Origin of the sequence: Streptosporangium sp. NBC_01639 (assembly GCF_045209755.1) — a bacterium.
GTDB lineage: Bacteria > Actinomycetota > Actinomycetes > Streptosporangiales > Streptosporangiaceae > Streptosporangium.
In genome coordinates, this window is the sequence record NZ_CP109272.1 from 7,673,018 (window position 1) to 7,693,033 (window position 20,016).

The 20,016-nt window shown below is 72.0% G+C and carries 14 protein-coding genes, 1 tRNA gene and 1 pseudogene; 5 read left to right on the forward strand and 11 right to left on the reverse strand.

Annotated elements, in window-relative coordinates; all coding sequences use genetic code 11:
* Window positions 1-133: 133 nt before the first annotated feature.
* The gene (locus OHA77_RS34860; protein ID WP_406313548.1) at window positions 134-1,261 is read left to right on the forward strand and encodes an exonuclease SbcCD subunit D; all 1,128 of its coding nucleotides are present in this window, start codon (window positions 134-136) and stop codon (window positions 1,259-1,261) included.
* On the forward strand, window positions 1,262-5,422 hold the full coding sequence (locus tag OHA77_RS34865) for an AAA family ATPase (protein WP_406313549.1): 4,161 nt from the start codon (window positions 1,262-1,264) through the stop codon (window positions 5,420-5,422).
* A gap of 28 nt (window positions 5,423-5,450) precedes the next feature.
* Here OHA77_RS34865 and OHA77_RS34870 read toward each other — a convergent pair whose 3' ends face one another.
* The 9 genes from OHA77_RS34870 to OHA77_RS34910 all read right to left on the reverse strand — a co-directional run bounded on the left by OHA77_RS34870 (window position 5,451) and on the right by OHA77_RS34910 (window position 15,970).
* The gene (locus OHA77_RS34870; protein WP_406313550.1) at window positions 5,451-6,794 is read right to left on the reverse strand and encodes a threonine/serine exporter ThrE family protein; all 1,344 of its coding nucleotides are present in this window, start codon (window positions 6,792-6,794) and stop codon (window positions 5,451-5,453) included.
* 35 nt (window positions 6,795-6,829) lie between these two features.
* Window positions 6,830-9,877, reverse strand: a complete 3,048-nt coding sequence (locus OHA77_RS34875) for a chromosome partitioning protein ParA (protein ID WP_406313551.1) — start codon at window positions 9,875-9,877, stop codon at window positions 6,830-6,832.
* 21 nt (window positions 9,878-9,898) lie between these two features.
* Window positions 9,899-11,080: a hypothetical protein gene (locus tag OHA77_RS34880; protein WP_406313552.1), complete on the reverse strand. Its 1,182-nt coding sequence runs from the start codon at window positions 11,078-11,080 to the stop codon at window positions 9,899-9,901.
* Window positions 11,077-12,288: a hypothetical protein gene (locus OHA77_RS34885; RefSeq protein WP_326823947.1), complete on the reverse strand. Its 1,212-nt coding sequence runs from the start codon at window positions 12,286-12,288 to the stop codon at window positions 11,077-11,079. Before OHA77_RS34885 ends, OHA77_RS34880 begins: the two co-directional genes overlap by 4 nt.
* 122 nt (window positions 12,289-12,410) lie before the next feature.
* On the reverse strand, window positions 12,411-13,610 hold the full coding sequence (locus OHA77_RS34890) for a cytochrome P450 (protein ID WP_406313553.1): 1,200 nt from the start codon (window positions 13,608-13,610) through the stop codon (window positions 12,411-12,413).
* A 26-nt stretch (window positions 13,611-13,636) separates the two neighbouring features.
* The gene (locus OHA77_RS34895; RefSeq protein WP_406313554.1) at window positions 13,637-14,398 is read right to left on the reverse strand and encodes an ABC transporter permease; all 762 of its coding nucleotides are present in this window, start codon (window positions 14,396-14,398) and stop codon (window positions 13,637-13,639) included.
* Window positions 14,395-15,222 carry an ABC transporter ATP-binding protein gene (locus OHA77_RS34900; protein ID WP_406313555.1) on the reverse strand — a complete coding sequence of 276 codons (828 nt, stop codon included), beginning with the start codon at window positions 15,220-15,222 and terminating at the stop codon, window positions 14,395-14,397. The genes OHA77_RS34895 and OHA77_RS34900 overlap by 4 nt, the downstream gene beginning before the upstream one ends.
* 23 nt (window positions 15,223-15,245) lie before the next feature.
* The gene (locus tag OHA77_RS34905; RefSeq protein WP_406313556.1) at window positions 15,246-15,638 is read right to left on the reverse strand and encodes a DUF1048 domain-containing protein; all 393 of its coding nucleotides are present in this window, start codon (window positions 15,636-15,638) and stop codon (window positions 15,246-15,248) included.
* A gap of 2 nt (window positions 15,639-15,640) precedes the next feature.
* Entirely contained in the window at window positions 15,641-15,970 is a 330-nt protein-coding gene (locus OHA77_RS34910) for a PadR family transcriptional regulator (RefSeq protein WP_406313557.1), read from the reverse strand.
* Between the two features lie 141 nt (window positions 15,971-16,111).
* Between OHA77_RS34910 and OHA77_RS34915 the strand changes: the two are divergent.
* Window positions 16,112-16,285: pseudogene (locus OHA77_RS34915) on the forward strand (hypothetical protein); the annotation flags it as partial.
* A gap of 152 nt (window positions 16,286-16,437) precedes the next feature.
* Here the strand turns inward: OHA77_RS34915 and OHA77_RS34920 are convergent.
* Window positions 16,438-16,520, reverse strand: a tRNA-OTHER gene (locus OHA77_RS34920).
* 237 nt (window positions 16,521-16,757) lie between these two features.
* Between OHA77_RS34920 and OHA77_RS34925 the strand changes: the two genes are divergently transcribed.
* Window positions 16,758-17,900, forward strand: coding sequence for a Scr1 family TA system antitoxin-like transcriptional regulator (locus tag OHA77_RS34925; RefSeq protein ID WP_406313558.1), 1,143 nt, complete (start codon window positions 16,758-16,760; stop codon window positions 17,898-17,900).
* Window positions 17,901-17,967: 67 nt separating this feature from the next.
* Window positions 17,968-18,735 carry an SAM-dependent methyltransferase gene (locus OHA77_RS34930; RefSeq protein WP_406313559.1) on the forward strand — a complete coding sequence of 256 codons (768 nt, stop codon included), beginning with the start codon at window positions 17,968-17,970 and terminating at the stop codon, window positions 18,733-18,735.
* Here the strand turns inward: OHA77_RS34930 and OHA77_RS34935 are convergent.
* Window positions 18,722-19,915, reverse strand: coding sequence for a cytochrome P450 (locus OHA77_RS34935; RefSeq protein WP_406313560.1), 1,194 nt, complete (start codon window positions 19,913-19,915; stop codon window positions 18,722-18,724). The genes OHA77_RS34930 and OHA77_RS34935 overlap by 14 nt on opposite strands.
* Window positions 19,916-20,016 lie beyond the last annotated feature (101 nt).

Here is a 20,016-nt window from a genome sequence, read left to right on the forward strand (position 1 = left end):
GTGAGGACCGTATGCCGGTATCGTTCCCTCTGATCATCCAGGGTACCCATCCCGGGGATTTCGCGACAGAGAGAGGGACCGGTGTGATCAGAGTGGGCGCATTTGTGGCTGAGGCCTGTTAGCTTCAAGCGACATGCGCGTGCTGCACACATCGGACTGGCATCTGGGCCGTTCGTTCCACCGTGAGAGCCTCCTGGCCGCCCAGGGGGCCTTCGTCGACCACCTGATCGAGACGGTACGGGCCGAGCGGATCGACGTGGTCGTCGTCTCCGGCGACGTCTACGACCGGGCGCTGCCCTCGGTCGACGCGGTGGACCTGTGCAACCAGGCGCTGCGGCGGCTGGTCGACGAGCGCGTGCGCACCGTGCTGATCAGCGGCAACCACGACTCCGCGCGCCGGCTCGGCTTCGGCGCCGATCTCATCGACGCCGCGGGCGTCCACCTGCGCACCGACCCGGAACGGGTCGGCGAGCCCGTGGTGATCGACGACGTCGCGTTCTACGGCATCCCCTACCTGGAGCCCGAACTGGTCCGCGAACCCTGGGAGCTGCCCGCGCGCACCCACACCGCCGCGATCGGCCACGCCATGTCCCTGGTTCGCGCCGATCTCAGCAGACGGGGCCCCCGGGCGGTGGTCCTGGCCCACGCATTCGTGACGGGAGGGCAGGCCAGCGACAGCGAGCGCGACATCAGCGTCGGCGGGGTGGCGCACGTCCCGGTCTCGGCCTTCGATGGCGTCGACTACGTGGCGCTGGGCCATCTCCACGGACGCCAGCGGATGACCGAGACCGTCCGCTACTCCGGCTCCCCGATCGCCTACTCCTTCTCCGAAGCAGGCCAGCTGAAGGGTTCCTGGCTGGTGGAGCTCGGCCCCGCGGGGCAGGTGACCGCGGAGTTCGCCGAGGCGCCGGTGCCCCGGCCGGTCCACCGGCTCCGCGGCCGTCTCGACGACCTGCTGTCCTCGGCCGAGCACACCCCCTACGAGAGCCACTGGCTGCAGGTGACGCTCACCGACCCGATCCGGCCGAAGGGCGCCATGGAGCGGCTCCGGTCGCGTTTCGAGCACACCCTCACGCTCTTCTTCGAACCGGAGGGCGGCATCCGCGAGACCGTGGCACGGCCGAAGCTGGCCGGGCGTCCCGAGCTCGACGTCACCCTCGACTTCGTCCGGGAGGTGCGCGGCGAGGCCGCCGACGCCGACGAGATCCGCCTGATCCAGGAGGCCGTGGAGGCCTGCCGTACCAAGGAGGCGATGGCGTAGATGCGCCCGCACCGTCTGTGGATCAGCGCGTTCGGCTCGTTCCCCGGTGACGAGGAGGTCGACTTCGACGCCCTCGCCGAGGCGGGGCTGTTCCTCATTCACGGCCCCACCGGCGCGGGCAAGACCACCGTGCTGGACGCGCTCTGCTACGCCCTCTACGGCAGGGTGCCCGGCAAGCGCGACAGCGCCAAGAGCCTGCGCTGCGACCACGCGCCGCCGGGCCGGGGGCCCAGCGTGGCGCTGGAGGTCACGGTCAGGGGACGGCGGCTGAAGATCAGCCGGTCGCCCGCCTGGCAGCGTCCCAAACTCAGAGGGACCGGCACCACGAGGGAGAACGAGAAGGCCCTCCTGCAGGAGCTCACCCCCTCGGGGGAGTGGCGCGGGCTGACCACGCGGGTCGACGAGGCCGGAGAGCTCATCGGCACCCTGCTGGGCATGAACGCCGACCAGTTCTTCCAGGTCGCCATGTTGCCCCAGGGGGACTTCGCCAGATTCCTGCGGGCCGACGGCGAGGACCGCCGCAAGGTCCTGGAGCGTCTCTTCTCCGTCCGGGTCTACGCCGCCGCCGAATCCTGGCTGGCCGACAGGCGGACCGAGGCCCACCGCGAGCAGCAGGCCCTCCGCAAGGAGGTGGACTTCGCCGTCAAGCGGCTGGAGGAGGCCGCCGGCCCCGACCTGCCGGCCGCGCTGGCCGCGGGCGGATCCCCGGAGTTCCCCGGTTCCGCGGAGACGACGCCGGCGGCCCCCGCCGCGGCGGCTCCGGGTTCCGCAGAGACGGACACGACGCCGGCGGCCCCCGTCGCGGCTCCGGGTTCCGCGGAGACCGGCCCGGTGGAGCTCTTCGACCTCCCCGGCGACGACGCCGAGCCGCCCGCCGCGGTCTCGGCGGAGGACGACCCGCTGGAATGGGCCAGGGCACTGGAGGAGCTCGCCGCCAGGGCCCTCTCCGCCATGAGCCGGGACCACGGCGAGGGCGAGAGCGCGGTATGGCGGGCACGCACCATGCTGGAGGACGGGGCCGCGCTGGCCGAGCGGCGCCGCCGTCACGCCGAGGCACTCGCCCGGAGCCGGGTACTGGAGGAGAGTGCCGAGGAACGGGCGGACCTGGAGGTCATCCTGGCCGAGGCCGCCCGTGCCGACCGGGTGCTGCCCCTGATCCAGGGAGCCGAGCAACGGGCCGAGGCGGCCGCCAAGGCGCACCGGCTGGCCGCCGACGCCCTCGCCCGTGCGCTTCCCCTGCGCGGCGGGGACCAGGACGCCGACCCGGACCGCCTGGCCCTGCTGGAGCGTGACCGCCAGCGCGAGATCACCCGGCTGGGCGAGCTGCGTGAGGAGGAGTCACGGCTGGTGAGGATCGTCCAGGACCGGGAGAAGTCCGGTCGGGAGATCACCGAACTGACCGCCGCCCAGGCCGAGACCGACGCCCGCCTTGCTCTCCTCCCCGGCCTCCGGCACGACGTGGACACCCGCCTCACGGCCGCACGTCTGGACGCCGCCCGCATCCCGGCCGCCGAGTCGGCGGAGCAGGCCGCCGTCGCCCGCCTGCGATCGGCCGGGCACCGCGACGACCTCGCCGCCGAGCTGGCCGCCGCCCGTGCCGACCTGGCGGTCAGGCTCTCCGCACTGGCCGTCCGCGACGCCCTTCCTGCCGGGCTTCCGGCCCCGGCCGTCCACGACGTCCCGGCTGCGGGCGTCCGCGACGGTTTTCCTTCCAGGTCCTCGGCCCCGGCCGTCCACGACGTCCCGGCTACGGGTGCCCGCGACGATCTTCCTGCCGGATCCCCGGCCCCGACGGCCGACGACGACCCGCCCGCGGCCCCTTCAGCCGGGCTGGCCCGCGACGGCGCGCCCCCTGCTCCGGACGGGGCCGAGGTCCGTGAGCTGCTCGCCGTACACGAGCGTGCGCGCAGCGAGGAGCTCGCCGGCCTTGAGGGACTCCGGGCCGACGAGACCCGGCTCGCGGAGCTGGCCGGACTGCTGGCCGCGCTCGACGCCGAACTCCGCGACGCGGCCGCTCAGGAGTCCGCCCTCGGCGCGGCCCAGGAGGAGCTGCCCGTGGCGCTGGCGGAGGCCTCGGCACGGCTGGCCGTGGTCAGGGAACAGGCGGCCAGGATCCCCGCCGCGCGGGCGGCCACCGAAACGGCCGCCGCGCGCCGCGACGCCGCCCGGCGGCGCGACGGCCTCCACCGTGAGCTGGAGACCGCGCGCACCGCCCAGACCGAGGCCACCGACCACGCCCAGCGGCTCCGCGACCGTCACCTGGACCTCCGCCAGGCCAGGATCGACGGCATGGCCGCCGAACTCGCGCGCAAGCTCGCCCCCGGCGCACCCTGCGTGGTCTGCGGTTCGCCCGACCACCCGGCCCCGGCTGCCCCGGCGGACGAGGCTCCCACCGCCGAGGACGAACGCGCCGCCCAGAGTGCCTACGACGCCGCCGACGACCGGCGCCGGGCCGCCGAGCACACCGTCGCCGCCCTGACCTCGCGTCTGGAGGAGGCCGCCGCCGTCGCCGGTGAGCTGGCCGCCGACCAGGCGGAGGAGATCCTCGCCGAGGCCGGGCGGGAGCTCGCGGCGCTGACAGCCGCAGCCGACCGTGAGGCGGCGCTCAGCGCGGAGACGGACCGTGTCGCGGCCGAGCTGGACGATACGAGGTCCAGGGCTGCGGAGACCGCCCGGCTGCTGGCCGAGGGCCGGGCCCGTCAGGTCGGATGGCAGGCCGAACGCGACCGGTTGACCGGCCGTCTGGACGAGGCCCGTGGCGCCGATCCCACCGTCCAGGTCCGCCGTGACCGCCTCACCGAGGACGTGGTCCTGCTCGGTGCCGCCCTCATCGCGGCCTCCCACGCCGCCGGCCTCGCCACCGCCCACCGCGATGCGGCCGAGCAGACCGATCTCACCGTCGAGGACGCCGAGCAGGGGTTCCGGGAGGCCGAGCAGGCCCTGGCCCGGTTGCGCGAGTCGGCCGGGACCGAGCCGGCGCTGACAGCCGAGGCCGGCCGGATCGCCGGTGAGATCACCGAGCTTCAGGAGCGCTCCCGCGAGCTCGCGGTCACACTGGCCGCCCGCCGTACGGATGTGCGGAAGCTCACCGCCGAGGCCGAACGGCTGACCGCACGCATCGACGAGGCCCGGGGCGAGGACCCGACCCTGGCCGTCAGGCTGGACCGGCTGTCCGACGAGGCCGAACTGCTCAGGGAGGCGGTCGAGGCCACCCGGGAGGAGCTGGTCACCGCCGGCGAACTCGCGACGGCCCGGGCCCGTGCCCAGGCGGCCGTCGTCGAGGCGGGATTCCTGGGCCTCGACGACGCCCGCGCCGCGGTTCGCCCTCCCGCGGAGCAGGGGGAGAAGGCCACCCGCCTCCGCGAGCTCGACAAGGAACGTGCCGCCGTCACCGCCGTGCTGACCGACCCGGAGCTGATCGCCGCCGTGGCCGAACCGGAGCCCGACCTCGACGGGCTGCGCCGTGCCCGTGACGCGGCCGACGCGGCCCACGCGGGCCTGCTGTCGGCCCGGCACCAGGCCGAGACGCGCCAGGCCCGGCTGGCCGCGCTCCGCGCCGAGCTGGAGGAGTGCCTGGAGCGCTGGCTGCCCGCCGCGGAGCGCCATCGCCTCGCCGACCGGCTCGCGGCCCTGACCGGAGGCAACTCCAGCGACAACCAGTGGAACATGCGGCTGTCGTCCTACGTGCTCGGCGAACGCCTGCGCCAGGTGGTCGAGTCGGCCAACGAGCGGCTCGACCACATGTCGGGCGGACGCTACCTCCTGGAGCACAACCTCGGTCGTTCGGCGGGAGACCGCAGCAGGTCCGGCGGCGGGCTCGGCCTGCGCATCCTGGACGGCTGGACCGGCGCGGACCGCGACCCGGCCACCCTGTCGGGGGGCGAGAGCTTCATCACCTCCCTGGCGCTCGCCCTCGGCCTGGCCGACGTGGTCACCGCCGAGGCCGGCGGGGTGGAGCTCGGCACGCTCTTCGTCGACGAGGGCTTCGGCACCCTGGACGAGGACACCCTCGACGGGGTGCTCGACATCCTCGACGGTCTGCGTGACGGCGGCCGGGCCGTCGGCATCGTCAGTCACGTCGCCGAACTGCGCACCCGCGTCCCCGCCCAGCTACGGGTCCGCAAGGACCGCCACGGCTCCACCCTTTCCGTGGTCGCCTGACGGGAGCCGTCGGAAGCGACACTCCAGGTCAGTAACCGCGGGTGCGGCGGGCGGCCGGGCGGATGACGAACGGCCTGCGGGCGCCCGGCCGGCGCACCCGCCTGGTCAGGTCGGAGCCGGTGATCGCGCGCAGGATCTCCGTGCCGAGAATGACTCCGGCGCCCAGGGCGAGGGCGGTCGACAGCGCCTGCAGCAGGCTGGCCAGGCCCGCGTCGGCATGGCCGAGGTTGAGTTCGAGCATGCCCCGGTAGAGGGCGGTGCCGGGCAGCAGCGAGCCGATCGCCGGAATCGTGAGCACCATCGAGGGCACCCGGGTCACTCTGGCGTAGGCGCTGCCGAACAGGCCGACGACACCCGCGGAGACGGCCGTCCCCAGGATGATCGGGACATGCCAGACGTAGAGCTGCACGAAGACCACCCAGGCGAGCCCGCCGCCGAGCGACGCCGCGAGCAGGTGCCGGGGCGGCACGAGCAGCGCGATGGCGAACGCCAACGTCACCCCTACGGCCCCGAGGAGCTGCGCCGGTCTGAGCACCAGGGGTGCGGCCGGCACGTTCTCCACGCTCAGCGGCACGCCCAGGCGGACCGCCGCGTAGAGCGTGACACCGATTCCGGAGATGATCGCGGTCAGGATGAAGAAGACCTCGAACAGCCGGGCCGTCGCCGTGACGTATTCGCCGGCGATGCCGTCCTGCACGCAGGCCACCATCAGACGTCCGGGGAGCAGCGCGACGACGGCGCCGACCACCACGGCTTCGGCGCGCAGGGTCGCGCCGAAGGAGATCAGCAGCACCGCGACCAGCGAGCCGAGCATCGCCGCCATCGCCAGCTGGAAGAACTCCGCCACGCCCCGGCCGGCCAGCCAGGCGCTGGCCCGGTCGCCCAGCACGGTGGCGGCGAACGCGGTCACCGCGACCGGCACGCCGCCGCCGACCAGGATGCTCGCCGAGGCACCGACCAGTGCGAGCCCCGTGACCAGGAACCAGTTGGGATAGACCCGCACCCGCCGGGTGATCTCCCGCAGCCGGGACTCGGCCACGTCGAGCGGCAGCGCCTTCGCCGAGGACTCCGCGACCATGTCGTGGACCGCGATCAGGCGGTCGTAGTCGGGCAGGCGGCGACGGACCCTGCGCTCGGCGGTCACCGGCACGCTGCCGTCCGCGGGGACGTACGACAGCGTGATGGCCGACAGGTTGACGTCGGCCTCACAGTGCGGCACGCCGTACGCGTTGGTGATCCTGCGCATGGTGCCGGACACCGTCTCGGTCGCCTCTCCGCTGCCGAGCAGAAGCTCACCCACGCGCAGGGCCAGCGCCATGGCCCGGTAGAGGTCGGCCTGGGTCGGTTCCTGCTCCAATGGTGAAACCGACACCGATCCCCTCCCTCTCGCACAGCCCTTGCCCGAGGCTATCTGCTTACCACCGAGGCGAGGGCACGCACTCGCTCGGAATGGCGATCATGACCGATGATCACCGGTGGCTCGTTGTACGGCATGGCGTCGGAGGAACGGCGCAGTTTGATGTACTGGCCGCAGGCGTCGACCGCGTAGGGCTCCATGTCGTCCTGGAGCGCGCCGATCACCGTGATCCCGTAGGTCTCGCCGATCCGGCGGAACAGCGCCACGGCCTCCCTGCGGTGCTCCTTGCCGAGGTTGCGGCCGAGCTCGTCCAGGACCAGGCACAGGTGCCCGCCGCCGGAGGACGCGATCGCCGCCGCGCAGACCAGCTTCACCGCCTTCTCGTCCATCAGCGCGGTGTTGGCCCGCCGGTTGTACGGCACGAATCCCTGCCCCTCGCCCCGGCGCCACTTGGGTGTGACCCGCCATGCCCAGCGCTGTTCGGGATCGGCCGGCGCGGGCGGCACCGGGAACTCCAGCGTCGCGCCGTAGCCTCCGTAGGAGGTGTCCAGCTTCTCGAACTCCTCCGCCACCCGGGCCAGCCGTGCCTTGATCGCCGCAGTCAGCGCCGCCCGGTGCACAGCAGTGGACTGGGCCGCCTCCTCGGCGCCCTTGGCGGCGGCGTTCAGGTCCCGCTGCCGGGTGACGATCTGGGTCTCGATCTGGCGGCGCCGGTGCCGTTCGTACTCCTCCTGGCCGCGCAGGTAGGACGAGAGCGCCCCGCACACGCCGGGGAACGTCGCCTGCTCGCGCGCCGTGCGCCCGGCCCCGGGCTCGGTCCGTTCCCGGACCAGGAAACGCAGCTCCTCGGGCATCTCCTCGTCCTCGCCCGGGAAGGTGTCGCGCAGTGCCTCGTCGAGACGGCGCTCCGCGGCCCGCCACCACTCCTCGGCTGTCAGCGGGCGCTCCTGCTCGCTCAGCGCCTCCAGCCACTCACGGGCTCCCTCGACCGTGCCGCCCCACTCTCCGGCCAGCGCGTCCACGCCGAGGGCGTCTCGATCGGCCGCGACCTTCGCCGCCTGGTCCCTGGCCTGGTCCCGGTCGGCCTCGTGCCGGGCCCGGCGGGCATCCAGCCGTTCGACCTCCATGTTCCTGGTCCGGGTGCGGAAGTCCAGCGTGCCCGCCCGGCGTTCGGCCTCGCCCACCTTCGGCCCGATCTCGGCCAGGGCCTCGACCAGCTCGGCGAGGACGCCGCGCCGTTCGGCCGTCCGCCGCTCGATGTCCGCGAGCTGCACGGCGGCCCTGGCCCCCTCCAGCCGCCGACCGGCCTCGGCCACCCCGTCCTCGGCGGCCCGTACGGCTCCGGCGGCGGTCTCCTGCACGTCGCGGGCCCGGTGCAGCCGCTGCTCGGCGGCCTTGATCCGGGCCTCCCTGCCGGTGGCCACCGCCTCGAAGGAACCCACGACGGTGACCCCCGCCGCGCTGACCAGGACCGATCCGGGCAGTGCGCCCAGCGCCCGCGCGGCGGCCGGAAGGTCGGCCGCGTCCACGATCACCGCGTGCTCCCTCGGCCATCCGCGGGCGCCCAGAACCGTCGCCACCTGTCCCGCCCGATCGGAGGCCGCGTCGTCATCGCGCGCGTGCTCGGCGACGTCGAGCGCGTCGAGCAGACCGGTCGCCCCGACGCCGGCCTCGGCGAGCGCGTTGAGCTGGGCCGCCGCGGGGCCGCCCTCGGCGTCGTCCAGCGCGGCCCTGGCGCCCTCGACCTCCCGGTCGGCCACGCCCAGCGCCTTCAGCGCCTCGTTGAGCCGGAGCCTGGCCTGGTCCAGCTCGGCGTCGGCGGCCCTCACGTCGCGGCCGTCGGCCAGTCGCCGCCGCTCCTCCAGCCCGGGGACCTGGCCGCGCAGCTCGTCCACCGCGTTCTCCGCCACGGCCCGGTCGGCGTCCAGTCTGGCCGCGCGGGACTGCAGGGTGGTCAGCTCCTTGCGGGCCTCGGCCAGGGCGCGCTCCAGTGTGTCGTCCTTGAGCGTGGCCGTCTCCGCCCTGACCACGTTGATCGCCTCCGAGGCGCGCTCACCCGCCGCGCGCAGCCGGTCCGCCTCGGCGGCGAGTGACTCGTCGCGCCGGGCCGCGTCGGCCAGCCTGCGCGCCAGCCGCCCGCGCCAGCAGCGCAGCGCGTCCGCCAGCCGGACCCGGGCACGGTCACGCCGGTCGAAGGTCGAGAGCAGGGTCTGCGACTCGTCCTCGAACTCCTTGAGCAGCTCCACCGCCCGTGCCGCCCGCACACGCTTGACGTGCTCGTCGCGCCGGGCCTCCCGCTCCTGGTCGAGCTCGGCGTCCAGCCCGGTCAGCGCGGCGATCGCCTCGAAGACCCGCTCCGGCGAGATCTCGTTGAGCGGCTGGGACAGCAGGTTCGTGGCGACCTTGCTCCGCACCGAGGTGGACAGGAACGACACGCACCTGATCCGGTCGCCGTACAGGAATCTGGTCAGGTCCCGTGCCACCACGTCCCGGCGTCCCGCCGAGCGCGGCAGCGTCGCCCAGACCTCGTCGGCCCGCGCCACCCGCTCCGCCTCGGAGGGGGCCGCCGCGACGCGCACGCCCGGGACCCACCGGATCTCCAGGTGCGGCGCCTCCTGGTTGACCCGCAGCCACACGGTCACCGCGTCGTCCATGGAGTCGGCACCGGCGAAGACGCCGACGATGTAGCCGTGGTCGGCACTGGCCCACGACCTGCTGCCGCCCCCCGCCGCGAGCTCGGCGTTGAACAGCAGCTCGGACACCGATTTGGCGCCGGAGGCGAAACGCCACTGCTCGTCGCCGAGCAACGCGGTGATCATCGCGATGAACGAGGACTTGCCCGCGCCGTTGGAGTCCTTCGGACCCGCGCCGGCGACCACGATCAGCGTGCCCGGCACGGTCGGCACCGGGTGGGTCGACAGCCGGGAGATGTTGACCGCCTGTACGGCGATCAGCACACGGTCGCCGACCACGTTCTCCGTGGGAGCCGTGCTCTGCGCCTCCACCGGCACCAGGCTCGCCTGACTTCCGGCCGCCCGGGGCACACCCGGTCCGTTCTTCCGCGGGCTCTTCCCCGTCTGGCCCGGCTGTCCGGTCACTGCTGCGTTTCCCTTCATCGATTATCGACGGTTCGCTCTCACGGCTGCGGCCAGCGGGGTGTGCGGCCCCGCGGCGAGGATCAGCTCTTCCTGAAGGCGGCGTCTGGCCTGCGGGGTCAGCCGGTGGAACTGCGGGCCCGGGGTGTATCCCCCGGATTCCTCACCCGCTTTGACCTGGGTCACCAGGCCGGCGTGGCGCAGGGTCCGCAGCGCCGCCTCCAGCTCTCCGATCGGGAGCCTGGTGTGCCGCCTCAGCTCCTCCACCTGGGCGGGGAACGGCGACAGCCAGCTGTCGGCGGGCAGCAGGCCCTCGGCCCGGGGGATGGCCACCGAGTGGATCAGCACCAGTACCAGCACCGCCCGCTCGGCCTCGCCCAGTGTCGTGCCCGTCTCGGCGGCCGTCTCGGGGGCGTAGCCCGAGGTCCACGTCTCGCGGTCCTGGACCGGCACCCGGCCGCGGCGCTGCAGCATCTCCGTGAGAGTACGGCGGAGCACCGGATCGCGCAGCGCGGCGAACCGGGCCTCGTGGACCGGCTCGGCGGCGTGCTCCACCGCCATGAACGCCGCGACGATCTCGGCCCTGCGCCGCTCGTCGAACGGGCCGAGCAGGTCCTCGTCCACGCCTTCGGGAACGGCGACGCTCGCGGCCGCCGCGTCGGGGACGGGCTCGGCCGCCGGGAGCACGTCCAGTCCGGGGGAGTCCTCCTCGCCGGTGGGCAGGCGGCGCACCAGCTCCCTGAGCTGGGCGTGGGAGGCGGGGGGCCAGTGGGCGCAGCGGGGGCCGAGCCGTACGAGACCGCCGTCGACCACCAGCCACGCCGAGTCGTGCAGGCGGCGCAGCGCGCCGACCGCCCAGCTGCGCATGAGGTCGTCGCCCCGGCCGATCAGTGCCCGGTAGGCCGACAGCACGTCCTCCACCGGTGCCGCGGTCCCCGGCCACGGGTCGGTCGTCAGATCGGTCCAGCAGCATTTCAACGCCGCCGCCAGCACGCGCCGGGTCTCCCCGGACCGTTCCACGTTCACCGGTGCGACCTGGTATTCCTCCAGGAGCGCGGGGGTGGCCCCGTCCGGCCACGCCGGCAGCGCCAGCCCCGTCCCGTCGCCGTGGGCCAGCCGCATCATGCCCGGTGGAGCGGGCTCCCCCGCGCCGAGGGGGAGGGGGCCCGCCGCCCTGGCCCGCGCGTGTGCCGCCTCGGGTGTCACTGCCCCGTCCTCTCCAGGTGGCCGTGCGACAGCCAGGCCGGCTCGGCGTCGGGGGCGGCGGTGAGGGAGTCCGACCAGCGCAGGCGGTAGGGGGATTCGGGCCGCAGGTCGATCGAGACGAGATCGGCCAGCAGACGGCGGGCGGAGACCCATTCACCGTCGGCGGTGAGCAGCTCCTCCAGACGGGCGGAGGCGCGTCCGGCGAGCGCGGCCTCGGCGACGGAGGTCAGGTGGCCGAGACCTCCGCCCTCCGGGGCGTGGGAGTCCGCGGGCCCGGGGTCGGGCAGCGCCGAGCGTGGGGGAGTGGGCTGGGCGGGCGCCGGGCGGGGACTCTCGTCCACCGCGCGGGCGATCGCCGCCGGGTCGTGCCAGGGGGCGGGGGCGTCGAAGACCAAGCCGTCGAGCACGGTGGCCAGGCGCTCCTTGGTGGCGGTCTGCGCGAAGGTGCGCCAGGTCTCCGCCGGTAGCAGGGTCAGGTTCCGGGTGGTGCCGGCGGAGTCGGCCAGTCGTCCGGCGGCGCGGCGGGAGGCGTCGCTGTAGGAGTAGATGGCGGCGCGGAGCTCGGTGCAGATGCGGTCCAGGTCCGGCCAGCGGGTGAGGATCGTGCCGTGCAGGCTCTGCGCCCTGCGGGCGATCTCCTCGGTGCCCCAGAGTTTGGGGGCCTGCTCGCGCAGTTCCTCGATGGTGCCGCTGGTCAGCGTGATCAGCTCCAGCGCCCAGAGCCGGAACGCCCGCGACAGGTTCTGCGCGCTGAGGCGCGCCTCCTCCATGGTGGTGCGGGGGTCGGCGACGTTGAGATCCTCGAGCGCGAGCAGCCGGTGCATCTCCGACTGGCCGCCGTCGTCCATCATCCGCCGGATGAACATCAGCCCCACGACGCTGGTGAACGACGCGCGGTAACGGAGCTGGTTGGGTTTGGGGAACACCTCGCGGATCGCGCCGAGGCCCTTGAGCACCCGGAGCCGGTTCTCGAACTGGTCCTGTGGGTAGGCGCGGCAGGCGTGACGCATCTGCTCGTGGGTCAGCCACTCCTCGCCGGCCTCGGCGAACGCCGCGAAAAGCGTCTCGGCGATGTCGACCAGCGCGGGCTCGTCCACCACCGCGCCGCTGTCGCGCGCGAGTGCGGCGAACATCCGGCGGTAGGTCGCGAGCACGGCCTCCTCGGTGAGGGCCGAGTCGAGGGTGATCTCGTGGTTGGTCTCTGGCACGCGCCCTACCGTAAGGCTTACGCCCGACAATCCTGGCCCTCGCGCCTGAGCGAGCCGCCCTCCGCCCGCCGCCGCTCGTCGGCGGGCGGGCGTAGGCGGCTTCGCCCGTCACCGGCTCACGGTCAGGCGTCCCAGGTGACCGGGAGGCTCTTGACCCCGTAGATGTCCGCGATCTCCGGGCGCAGGGCGACCTCTTCGGCGGGTACGGCCAGCCGGAGGGTGGGGAAGCGGTCGAGCAGCGCGGGGAGCGCGACGCGCAGCTCGACGCGGGCCAGTTGCTGGCCCAGGCACTGGTGGATGCCGTGGCTGAAGGCCAGGTGCCCGCCGTCCTGCCTGCGCAGGTCGAGCGTGTGGGGGTCGGTGAAGCGTTCGGGGTCGCGGTTGGCGGTGTTGAGAGACAGGATGACCGTCGTGCCGGCCGTGATGGTCTGGCCGCCCAGCTCGACGTCCTCCAGGGCCGTCCTCATGAATGTCTTGGCGACGCTCAGGTAGCGCAGCAGCTCCTCCACGGCCCCGTCGGTGAGCGCAGGGTCGGTGCGCAGCGCGGCCAGCTGCGCCGGGTTCTGCAGCAGCGCGAAGGTGCCCAGCGCGAGCATGTTCGCGGTGGTGTCGAACCCGGCCGACAGCAGGATCAGGGCCATCCCCTGCAGCTCCTCGTCGGTCAGGTCGCTGTCGAGCAGGTCGCTGAGCACGTCGTCGGTGGGGTTGGCGCGCTTGGCGGCCACCAGCTGCGCGAGGTAGCGCTGGGTCGCGAGGTAGGCCGCGATCAGTTCCTCGTCGCCGGCCTCCCCGCCGAGGAAGGTGTCGATGTGCTCCTGGAAGGAGCCCCGGTCCTCGTACGGCACGCCCAGCAGCTCACAGATGACGATGGCGGGGATGGGCTTGGCGAACGCGGTCACCAGGTCCGCCGACGGCCCGGCCTTCTCCATCGCGTCCAGGTGTTCGGCGGTGATCTGCTCGACGCGCTCGGTGAGCAGGCGCATCCGCCGGACGGTGAACTTGCCCACCAGCGGTTTGCGGTAGCGGCTGTGCTGCGGCTCGTCCATGAGGAGGAACTCGCCGGGCGGCGCCGGGGGGATCTCGATGTCGCCGTAGTCGATGGTCGGGTGGTGGCCCATCAGGTCCTTGCGGGAGCTGAACCGCGGGTCGGCCAGGACCGATCGGACCAGGTCGTAGCCGGTGACCAGCCAGCCCTGGTGCCCGTCGGGGAAGGGGTAGCGGCTGATCGGGCTGTGCTCGCGGGCGTCGATCAGCTCTTTGGGCGGGTCGAAGGGGCAGCCGGGCTGACGCGCGGCCGGCAGCGTGGTGACGGTGTGTTCCATGGTCATTCCTCTCGATCGAGACGGTCCTAGGCGATTCTGCGGCGGTAGGTGTTCATGGCGAAGACGTAGGCGACGATGAGGATGCCGGCAGACCAGGCCAGGGCGATCCAGATGTCGGTGCCGACCGGCTGCTGGGCGAACAGGTCGCGGATGGCGTTGACGATGGAGGTCACCGGCTGGTGCTCGGCGAAGACGCGCACCGGGCCGGGCATGGTGTCGGTGGGCACGAAGGCCGAGCTGAGGAACGGCAGGAAGATGAGCGGGTAGGAGAACGCGCTCGCGCCTTCCACGGACTTCGCGGTAAGACCGGGGATGAGGGCGATCCACGTCAGTGCCAGGGTGAACAGGATCAGGATGCCGGCGACCGCGAGCCATGCCTGCACCGGCGCCGACGAGCGGAAGCCCATGAGCAGGGCGACGAGCACGACGACCACGAGCGAGATCGAATTGGCGATCAGCGAGGTCAGCACGTGCGCCCACAGCACGGACGAGCGCGCGGTCGGCATGGACTGGAAGCGCTCGAAGATGCCGCTCGTCATGTCGGTGAAGAGCCGGAACGCGGTGTAGGCGATGCCCGAGGCGACCGTGATGAGCAGGATGCCGGGCAGCATGTAGTTCACATACGAATCCGACTCTGTTTTGATCGCGCCGCCGAACACGTAGACGAACATCAGCATCATGGCGATCGGCATGATCGCGGTCGTGATGATGGTGTCCGGGCTGCGGCTGATGTGGCGCAGGGACCGTCCCAGCAGGACGGCGGTGTCGCCGAAGAAATGCTTGCTCATCGTGATTCCTGACTTGTCCGTGCCGGTGCTGCGGTGTTCGCCGGCTCGCCGCCCCTGCCATCGGCGCCGACGAGGGTGAGGAAGACGTCTTCGAGGGTCGGCTGCTTCTCGATGTATTCGACCTTGGCGGGCGGCAGCAGCTGCTTGAGCTCGGCCAGGGTGCCGTTGACGATGATCCGGCCCTGGTGCAGGATCGCGATCCGGTCGGCGAGGTGTTCGGCCTCGTCCAGGTACTGCGTGGTGAGCAGCACCGTCGTGCCCCGCTCGGCGAGTTCCTTGACGGCCTGCCACACCTCGATGCGCGCCTGGGGGTCGAGCCCGGTCGTCGGCTCGTCGAGGAAGATGACCGGCGGATCGCCGATCAGGCTCATCGCGATGTCGAGGCGGCGGCGCATGCCACCCGAGTACGTCGACACCTTCCGCGCGCCCGCGTCGGTCAGCGAGAAACGTGTCAGCAGGTCATCGGCGATCTTGCCCGGATTCTTGAGATGCCGTAACCGGGCGACCAGCACGAGGTTCTCCCGGCCGCTGAGGATCTCGTCGACGGCGGCGAACTGTCCGGTGAGGCTGATGGACTCCCGCACGTCCGCGGCCTGCGTGGCGACGTCGAAGCCGTGCACGCGGGCGGTGCCCGCGTCGGCCTTGAGCAGCGTGGACAGGATTTTCACGACCGTGGTCTTGCCCGCCCCGTTCGAGCCGAGCAGGGCGAAGATGCTGCCCCGGGCCACGGCGAAGTCCACGCCGCGCAGCACCCGCAGCTCCTTGTACGACTTCGTCAGGCCCTGCACGCGGATTGCAGGCTCCTGGACCTGATGGGCTGTCATCCGGATATCCGTTCTCTGTCCGGTCACGGCTGGTCGCCCGTGACGCGATCGATGGCGTCGCTCAGTCGGTCCCGCTCCCGGCGGATCCACGAACCCCCCGGGTAGTTCTGCACGAACGCCTCGACGAACTCCACGGGGTCTTCGCCGACGATGTCGCGGATCGGAGTTCCGTCCGCCGCGCTCTGCTCGAACAGATCGGCAAGGTCTTCGAACATCGAGGCCGCTTCGGAGCCGTCCCCCGGCCCGAAGTGCATCAGGTACCGCTCCAGCGCTTCGACCGCCGTGCGATAGTTCTCGGGAAGCGCTTTGATGCGCGCCTTGTACTGCCGCCAGCGCCTCTTGTCCTCCAGCGGTCCGGTGACCACCTCCAGGTACTGCCGGTAGCGGCTCTTCGGCTCGCTCGACCCTGTGTCCATGTCTACTTGCCTCCTTCGCGGAGCTGTTGGAGCCGTTCGGTGAGGAAGCTCCAGGTCCTCCAGAACTCGTCGAGGTACTCGCGTCCCTGAGCGTTCAGGGAGTACACCTTGCGCGGCGGCCCCTTCTCGGACGGGACCTTCTGCACGTCGACGAGGCCGCGCTGCTCGATCCTGATGAGCAGTGCGTAGATGGTGCCTTCGGCGATGTCGGAGAAGCCCTGATCGCGCAGCCACGCCGTGATCTCGTAGCCGTACGCGGACCGGCCGGACAGGATCGCCAGGACGATGCCCTCCAGCGTTCCCTTGAGCATCTCCGTCGCCTGCTTGCCCATGGAAACACCTCCCTCCAGCTACTTGGTGTTGCTGACTACTAGTACAAAGTAACGCTAGCTACTGGTATTTAGCAACACTGAATAGCTGGGGTGCAAGCCGAGACCGCAGGAACGTGGGTGCGGGCGACCTGAGCACTGCTCGTGAGCGGGTCCGCCGCCCCTCTGCGAGAAGACGGGCTGCGCCGGCCCTCGGTACCGGCCGTCGCCGAACGCCGCAAGGAGGCTCCCGACGAGGCCCACGCGGTCGCCAGGACCACGATCCACCGGCTGCGCCACAGCGCCGCCACTCACCTCGGCGAGGCCCGGGTCCCGCTGCGATTCATCACGGGCAAGACCCGCCACAAGAACCCCCGCACCGCCATGCGGTACGTCGAACCCGGCGCCGAGGCCATCGTGCTGGGGCAAGCCGTTGCTCGGGAAATGCGAAAAAGAGCCCCCGCATGTCCCGAAGGGCGAACGGGGGCTTCTGGCGTTCTCGGCCGGATTCGAACCGACGTTGCCGAGTCCCTTGCGGGAGCTCGGTGTCTTGGGCCGCTAAAACGACGAAAACACCTGTGATCAACATACCGGCCGGACGGCGGCCGGTCCATGGAATTGCGGCTCCGGGGGAAACCGGCCCGGTAGACGGGTCGAATACGTGTAGGGCTCTCCGAGCGGGTGTGATGCCAGTGCCGGCAGAACGGGGCATTCATCGAGAGGTCGGCCGACTCTTGTTAACTGTCAGTTAACGCGCGTATTCTGAGCCTCTCGCGTCACGTACATGACCGTTGCCGGACAGGAGGTATGCGTGGCGAGTCTCGCCGACCGGCTGACGGAGGCGCTGCGTCATCGCGGCTACTCCACGCGCAGGGCAGCGAGAGCCGTCACCGACGCGGGAGTACAGACCACTCACGTCTACATCCACCAGCTGAGCAAGGGCCAGCGGACCAATCCGACCCTGGAACAGCTCACAGCGCTCGCTGTGCTGCTCCGGGTGCCTCTGGGATGGCTTGTGGGGGATGACATCCCTAGCCCTTTCTCTTCCGGCGACAGCGGTACGGCTCTTCCCGACATCGAGGAGAGTCCGCCGCGCCTCGTCGGAAAGCTCGACGCCGGCCAGCGCGCTGTTCTGGGCGAGCGGCTGCGGCTCCTGCGGGAGGCGCGCGGGCTGTCTCCGGCGCAGGCCGGGGACATGGTCGACGTCGACGAGCGGGTGGTCACGTCCATGGAGAACGGCGTCGTCGAGATCGAGACCCCACTTGACGACGTCGAAGCGCTGCTCACCCTCTACGGCGTGACCACCCGCTTCCAGAGGGAGGCGGTTCTGTCGATCGCCGGTGGCCGGCGGGAGCCGGGCTGGTGGGACACGCCCGCCATCCCGCTGTGGGTGTCGGCGACGTTCGGCCTGGAACAGCGTGCGGAACTGATCCGGACCTACCAGCTCCAGTTCGTCCCTCCGTTGCTGCAGACCGCCGAGTACGCGGCGGCCGCGGTCCTCGTGTCCCAGAACCCCTGCCCGCCGCCGGAGCTGGTGGAAGGGGCGGTGGGGACGACGACGCGCCGGCAGGACGCGCTCGCCGCCCCCGGCGGCCCGACACTGTGGGCGGTCGTCGACGAGGCGGTCCTGATGCGGTGCATCGCCGGTCGCCGGGCACAGGTGGACCAGCTGAGTCATCTGATCGACATGGCGAAGCAGCCGCACATCACGTTGCAGGTGACGAGACTGGCGTCGTCCTACCTGCCCCGGTCGGCGCCGTTCACGATGTTCCGTTTCCCCGACGGGGACCTGGTGGTCTCGGTCCACCAGTTCGACAACGACTTCGTGCTGGACGGTACGGACGCGGACGCCTACCACGAGGCGTTCGCCCGCCTGACGGTGGCGGCGTGCAGACCGGAGGAGACGGTCGACGTGCTCACCGAGGCGCGGGACGGGCTCCGCCGTCTGCCGTGACCGGTATGCGGCCGTACGGAGGACTACTGTGGCGCAGCACACCCCCCGGATACGAAGGTGGTCACCCATGGACTTCGACACCGCCAAACCTCACCCGGCCCGCGTCTACGACTGGATGATCGGCGGCAGTGAGAACTTCCCCGCCGACCGGGAGGCCGCCCGGCGCATCCTGGAGCTCAATCCGGACAGCCGCAGGTCGTTCGTGGAGAACCGCCGGTTCCTCGGCAGGGTGGTGAGGCATCTCGTGGACCAGGGTGTCCGCCAGTTCCTCGACATCGGAGCAGGGCTGCCGGCCGGCGGCAACGTCCACGAGATCGCCCACGCGGTCGCGCCCGACACCCGCGTCGTATACGTCGACCACGATGAGATCGTGCTGGCGCACGCCCGTGCTCTGATGGCCCGCTCCGACAGGGTGCGAATCGTCGGCGGCGACGCCACCAGACCGCAGGAGATCCTGGACGCGCCGGTGGTGCGGGATTTCATCGACTGGTCCCAGCCGGTCGGCCTGCTGATGGTGGCGCTGCTGCACTTCGTCTCCGATGCCGACGACCCCGCCCGGATCGTGACCACGTTCCGGGACGCCCTCCCCGCCGGGAGCTTCCTGGCGATCTCCCACGGAGGGGTGGAGGGGTGGGAGGACCGCAAGGAGCAGATACGGAAGGCGTCGCAGGCCTATGTGCGCACCCGCGACGAGATCGCCGGCCTGTTCGCCGGGTTCGAGTTGCTGGAGCCGGGGCTGGTGGACGTGGCGTGGTGGCGTCCCACCGATCCCGGCTCCGGCCCCGCTCCCACCGGGCTGTACGGCGGAGTCGGCCGGCTCGCTATCGGAGCGTGACCTCAGTGGGCAGCGCACGGAAGCCGCGCAGGTTCGGGGAGTGCACGAACGCGATGCCCTTCTCGTCGATCTCGTAGCCGTCCACCGCGGCGACGAACTCCTCCAGCACGACCCTGAGCTGGAGACGGGCCAAGGCCGCGCCGAGACAGAAATGCGGGCCGGATCCGAACGCGAGGGCCTGGCCGGTGTCGCGGGTCAGGTCGTAGCGGTCGGCGTGCGGGAACACCCGCGGGTCGCGGTTGGCGGAGGCGCCGAGCAGCACCACTCGGGCGCCGGCCGGGACCTCCGTGCCGTGCAGAACGGTGTCACGGGTGAGCCGGCGGGCGACCATCTGCGCGGACCCGTCGTAGCGGAGCGTCTCCTCCACCCACGCGATGATCGCCCCCGCCCAGGCGATCGCGCGCTGGCCGGGATGGAGCCAGGCCTGGTACCAGGCGTTGGCCGCCAGCTTGGTCACCGACTCGTTGCCCGCGATGCCGATCAGCGACAGTACGGCGACGATCTCCTCGTCGCCGAGCCGGTCCCCGTCGATCTCGGCCATGACGAGTGCGCTGACGAGGTCGTCCCGTGGCTCGGCCCGGCGCTCGGCGATCAGTTCCCGGTAGCGGGTGGTCAGTGCGAGTCCGGCGTCCCAGAACGCCTGCGGTATCCCGGTGTCGCCGTCGTGGCGGGTGATGAGGATCTCCGACAGGCGCAGCATCTCCGCCCGGTCCTCCCTCGGGACGCCGAGCAGTTCGGAGATGACGTACACCGGGACCGCCGAAACCACTCCGGCGAAGTCGAACGTGCCCGCCTCCAGCGCCGGCGCGAGGCACTCGCGGGCGGCCGCGCGTACGGCGGGCTCCAGGCCGGCCACCCGGGCGGGGGTGAAGCCGCGGGAGACCAGTGCCCGCATCCGGGTGTGGCGGGGAGGGTCCATCGCGAGAAACCCCACCAGGTCGGCCGCGGCGGGGTCCCACATCTCCAGGGTGACGCCGTGGGCGCTGGAGAACAGGGCCGGATCGCGGAACGCGGCGTTGACATCGGTGTGCCGGGACAGCGCCCAGAAGTCCAGTTCGTCGTTGCGGTAGAGCGGAGCCTCGTCCCGGAGCCGCGTGTAGGTGGGGTAGGGGTTCTCCTGCAGCGCGTGGTCGAACGGGTTGTAGAGCATCAGGCCCTCGCATTCCGGCGCGGCGGACATGACCCTCATCATCGGCGAACTGGATCATCGGGGCAATACGGTCGTAGTCCCCTGTTCTGCCCGCCGGATCTGCGGACCTCGTCGCCCGCCGGATCTGCGGA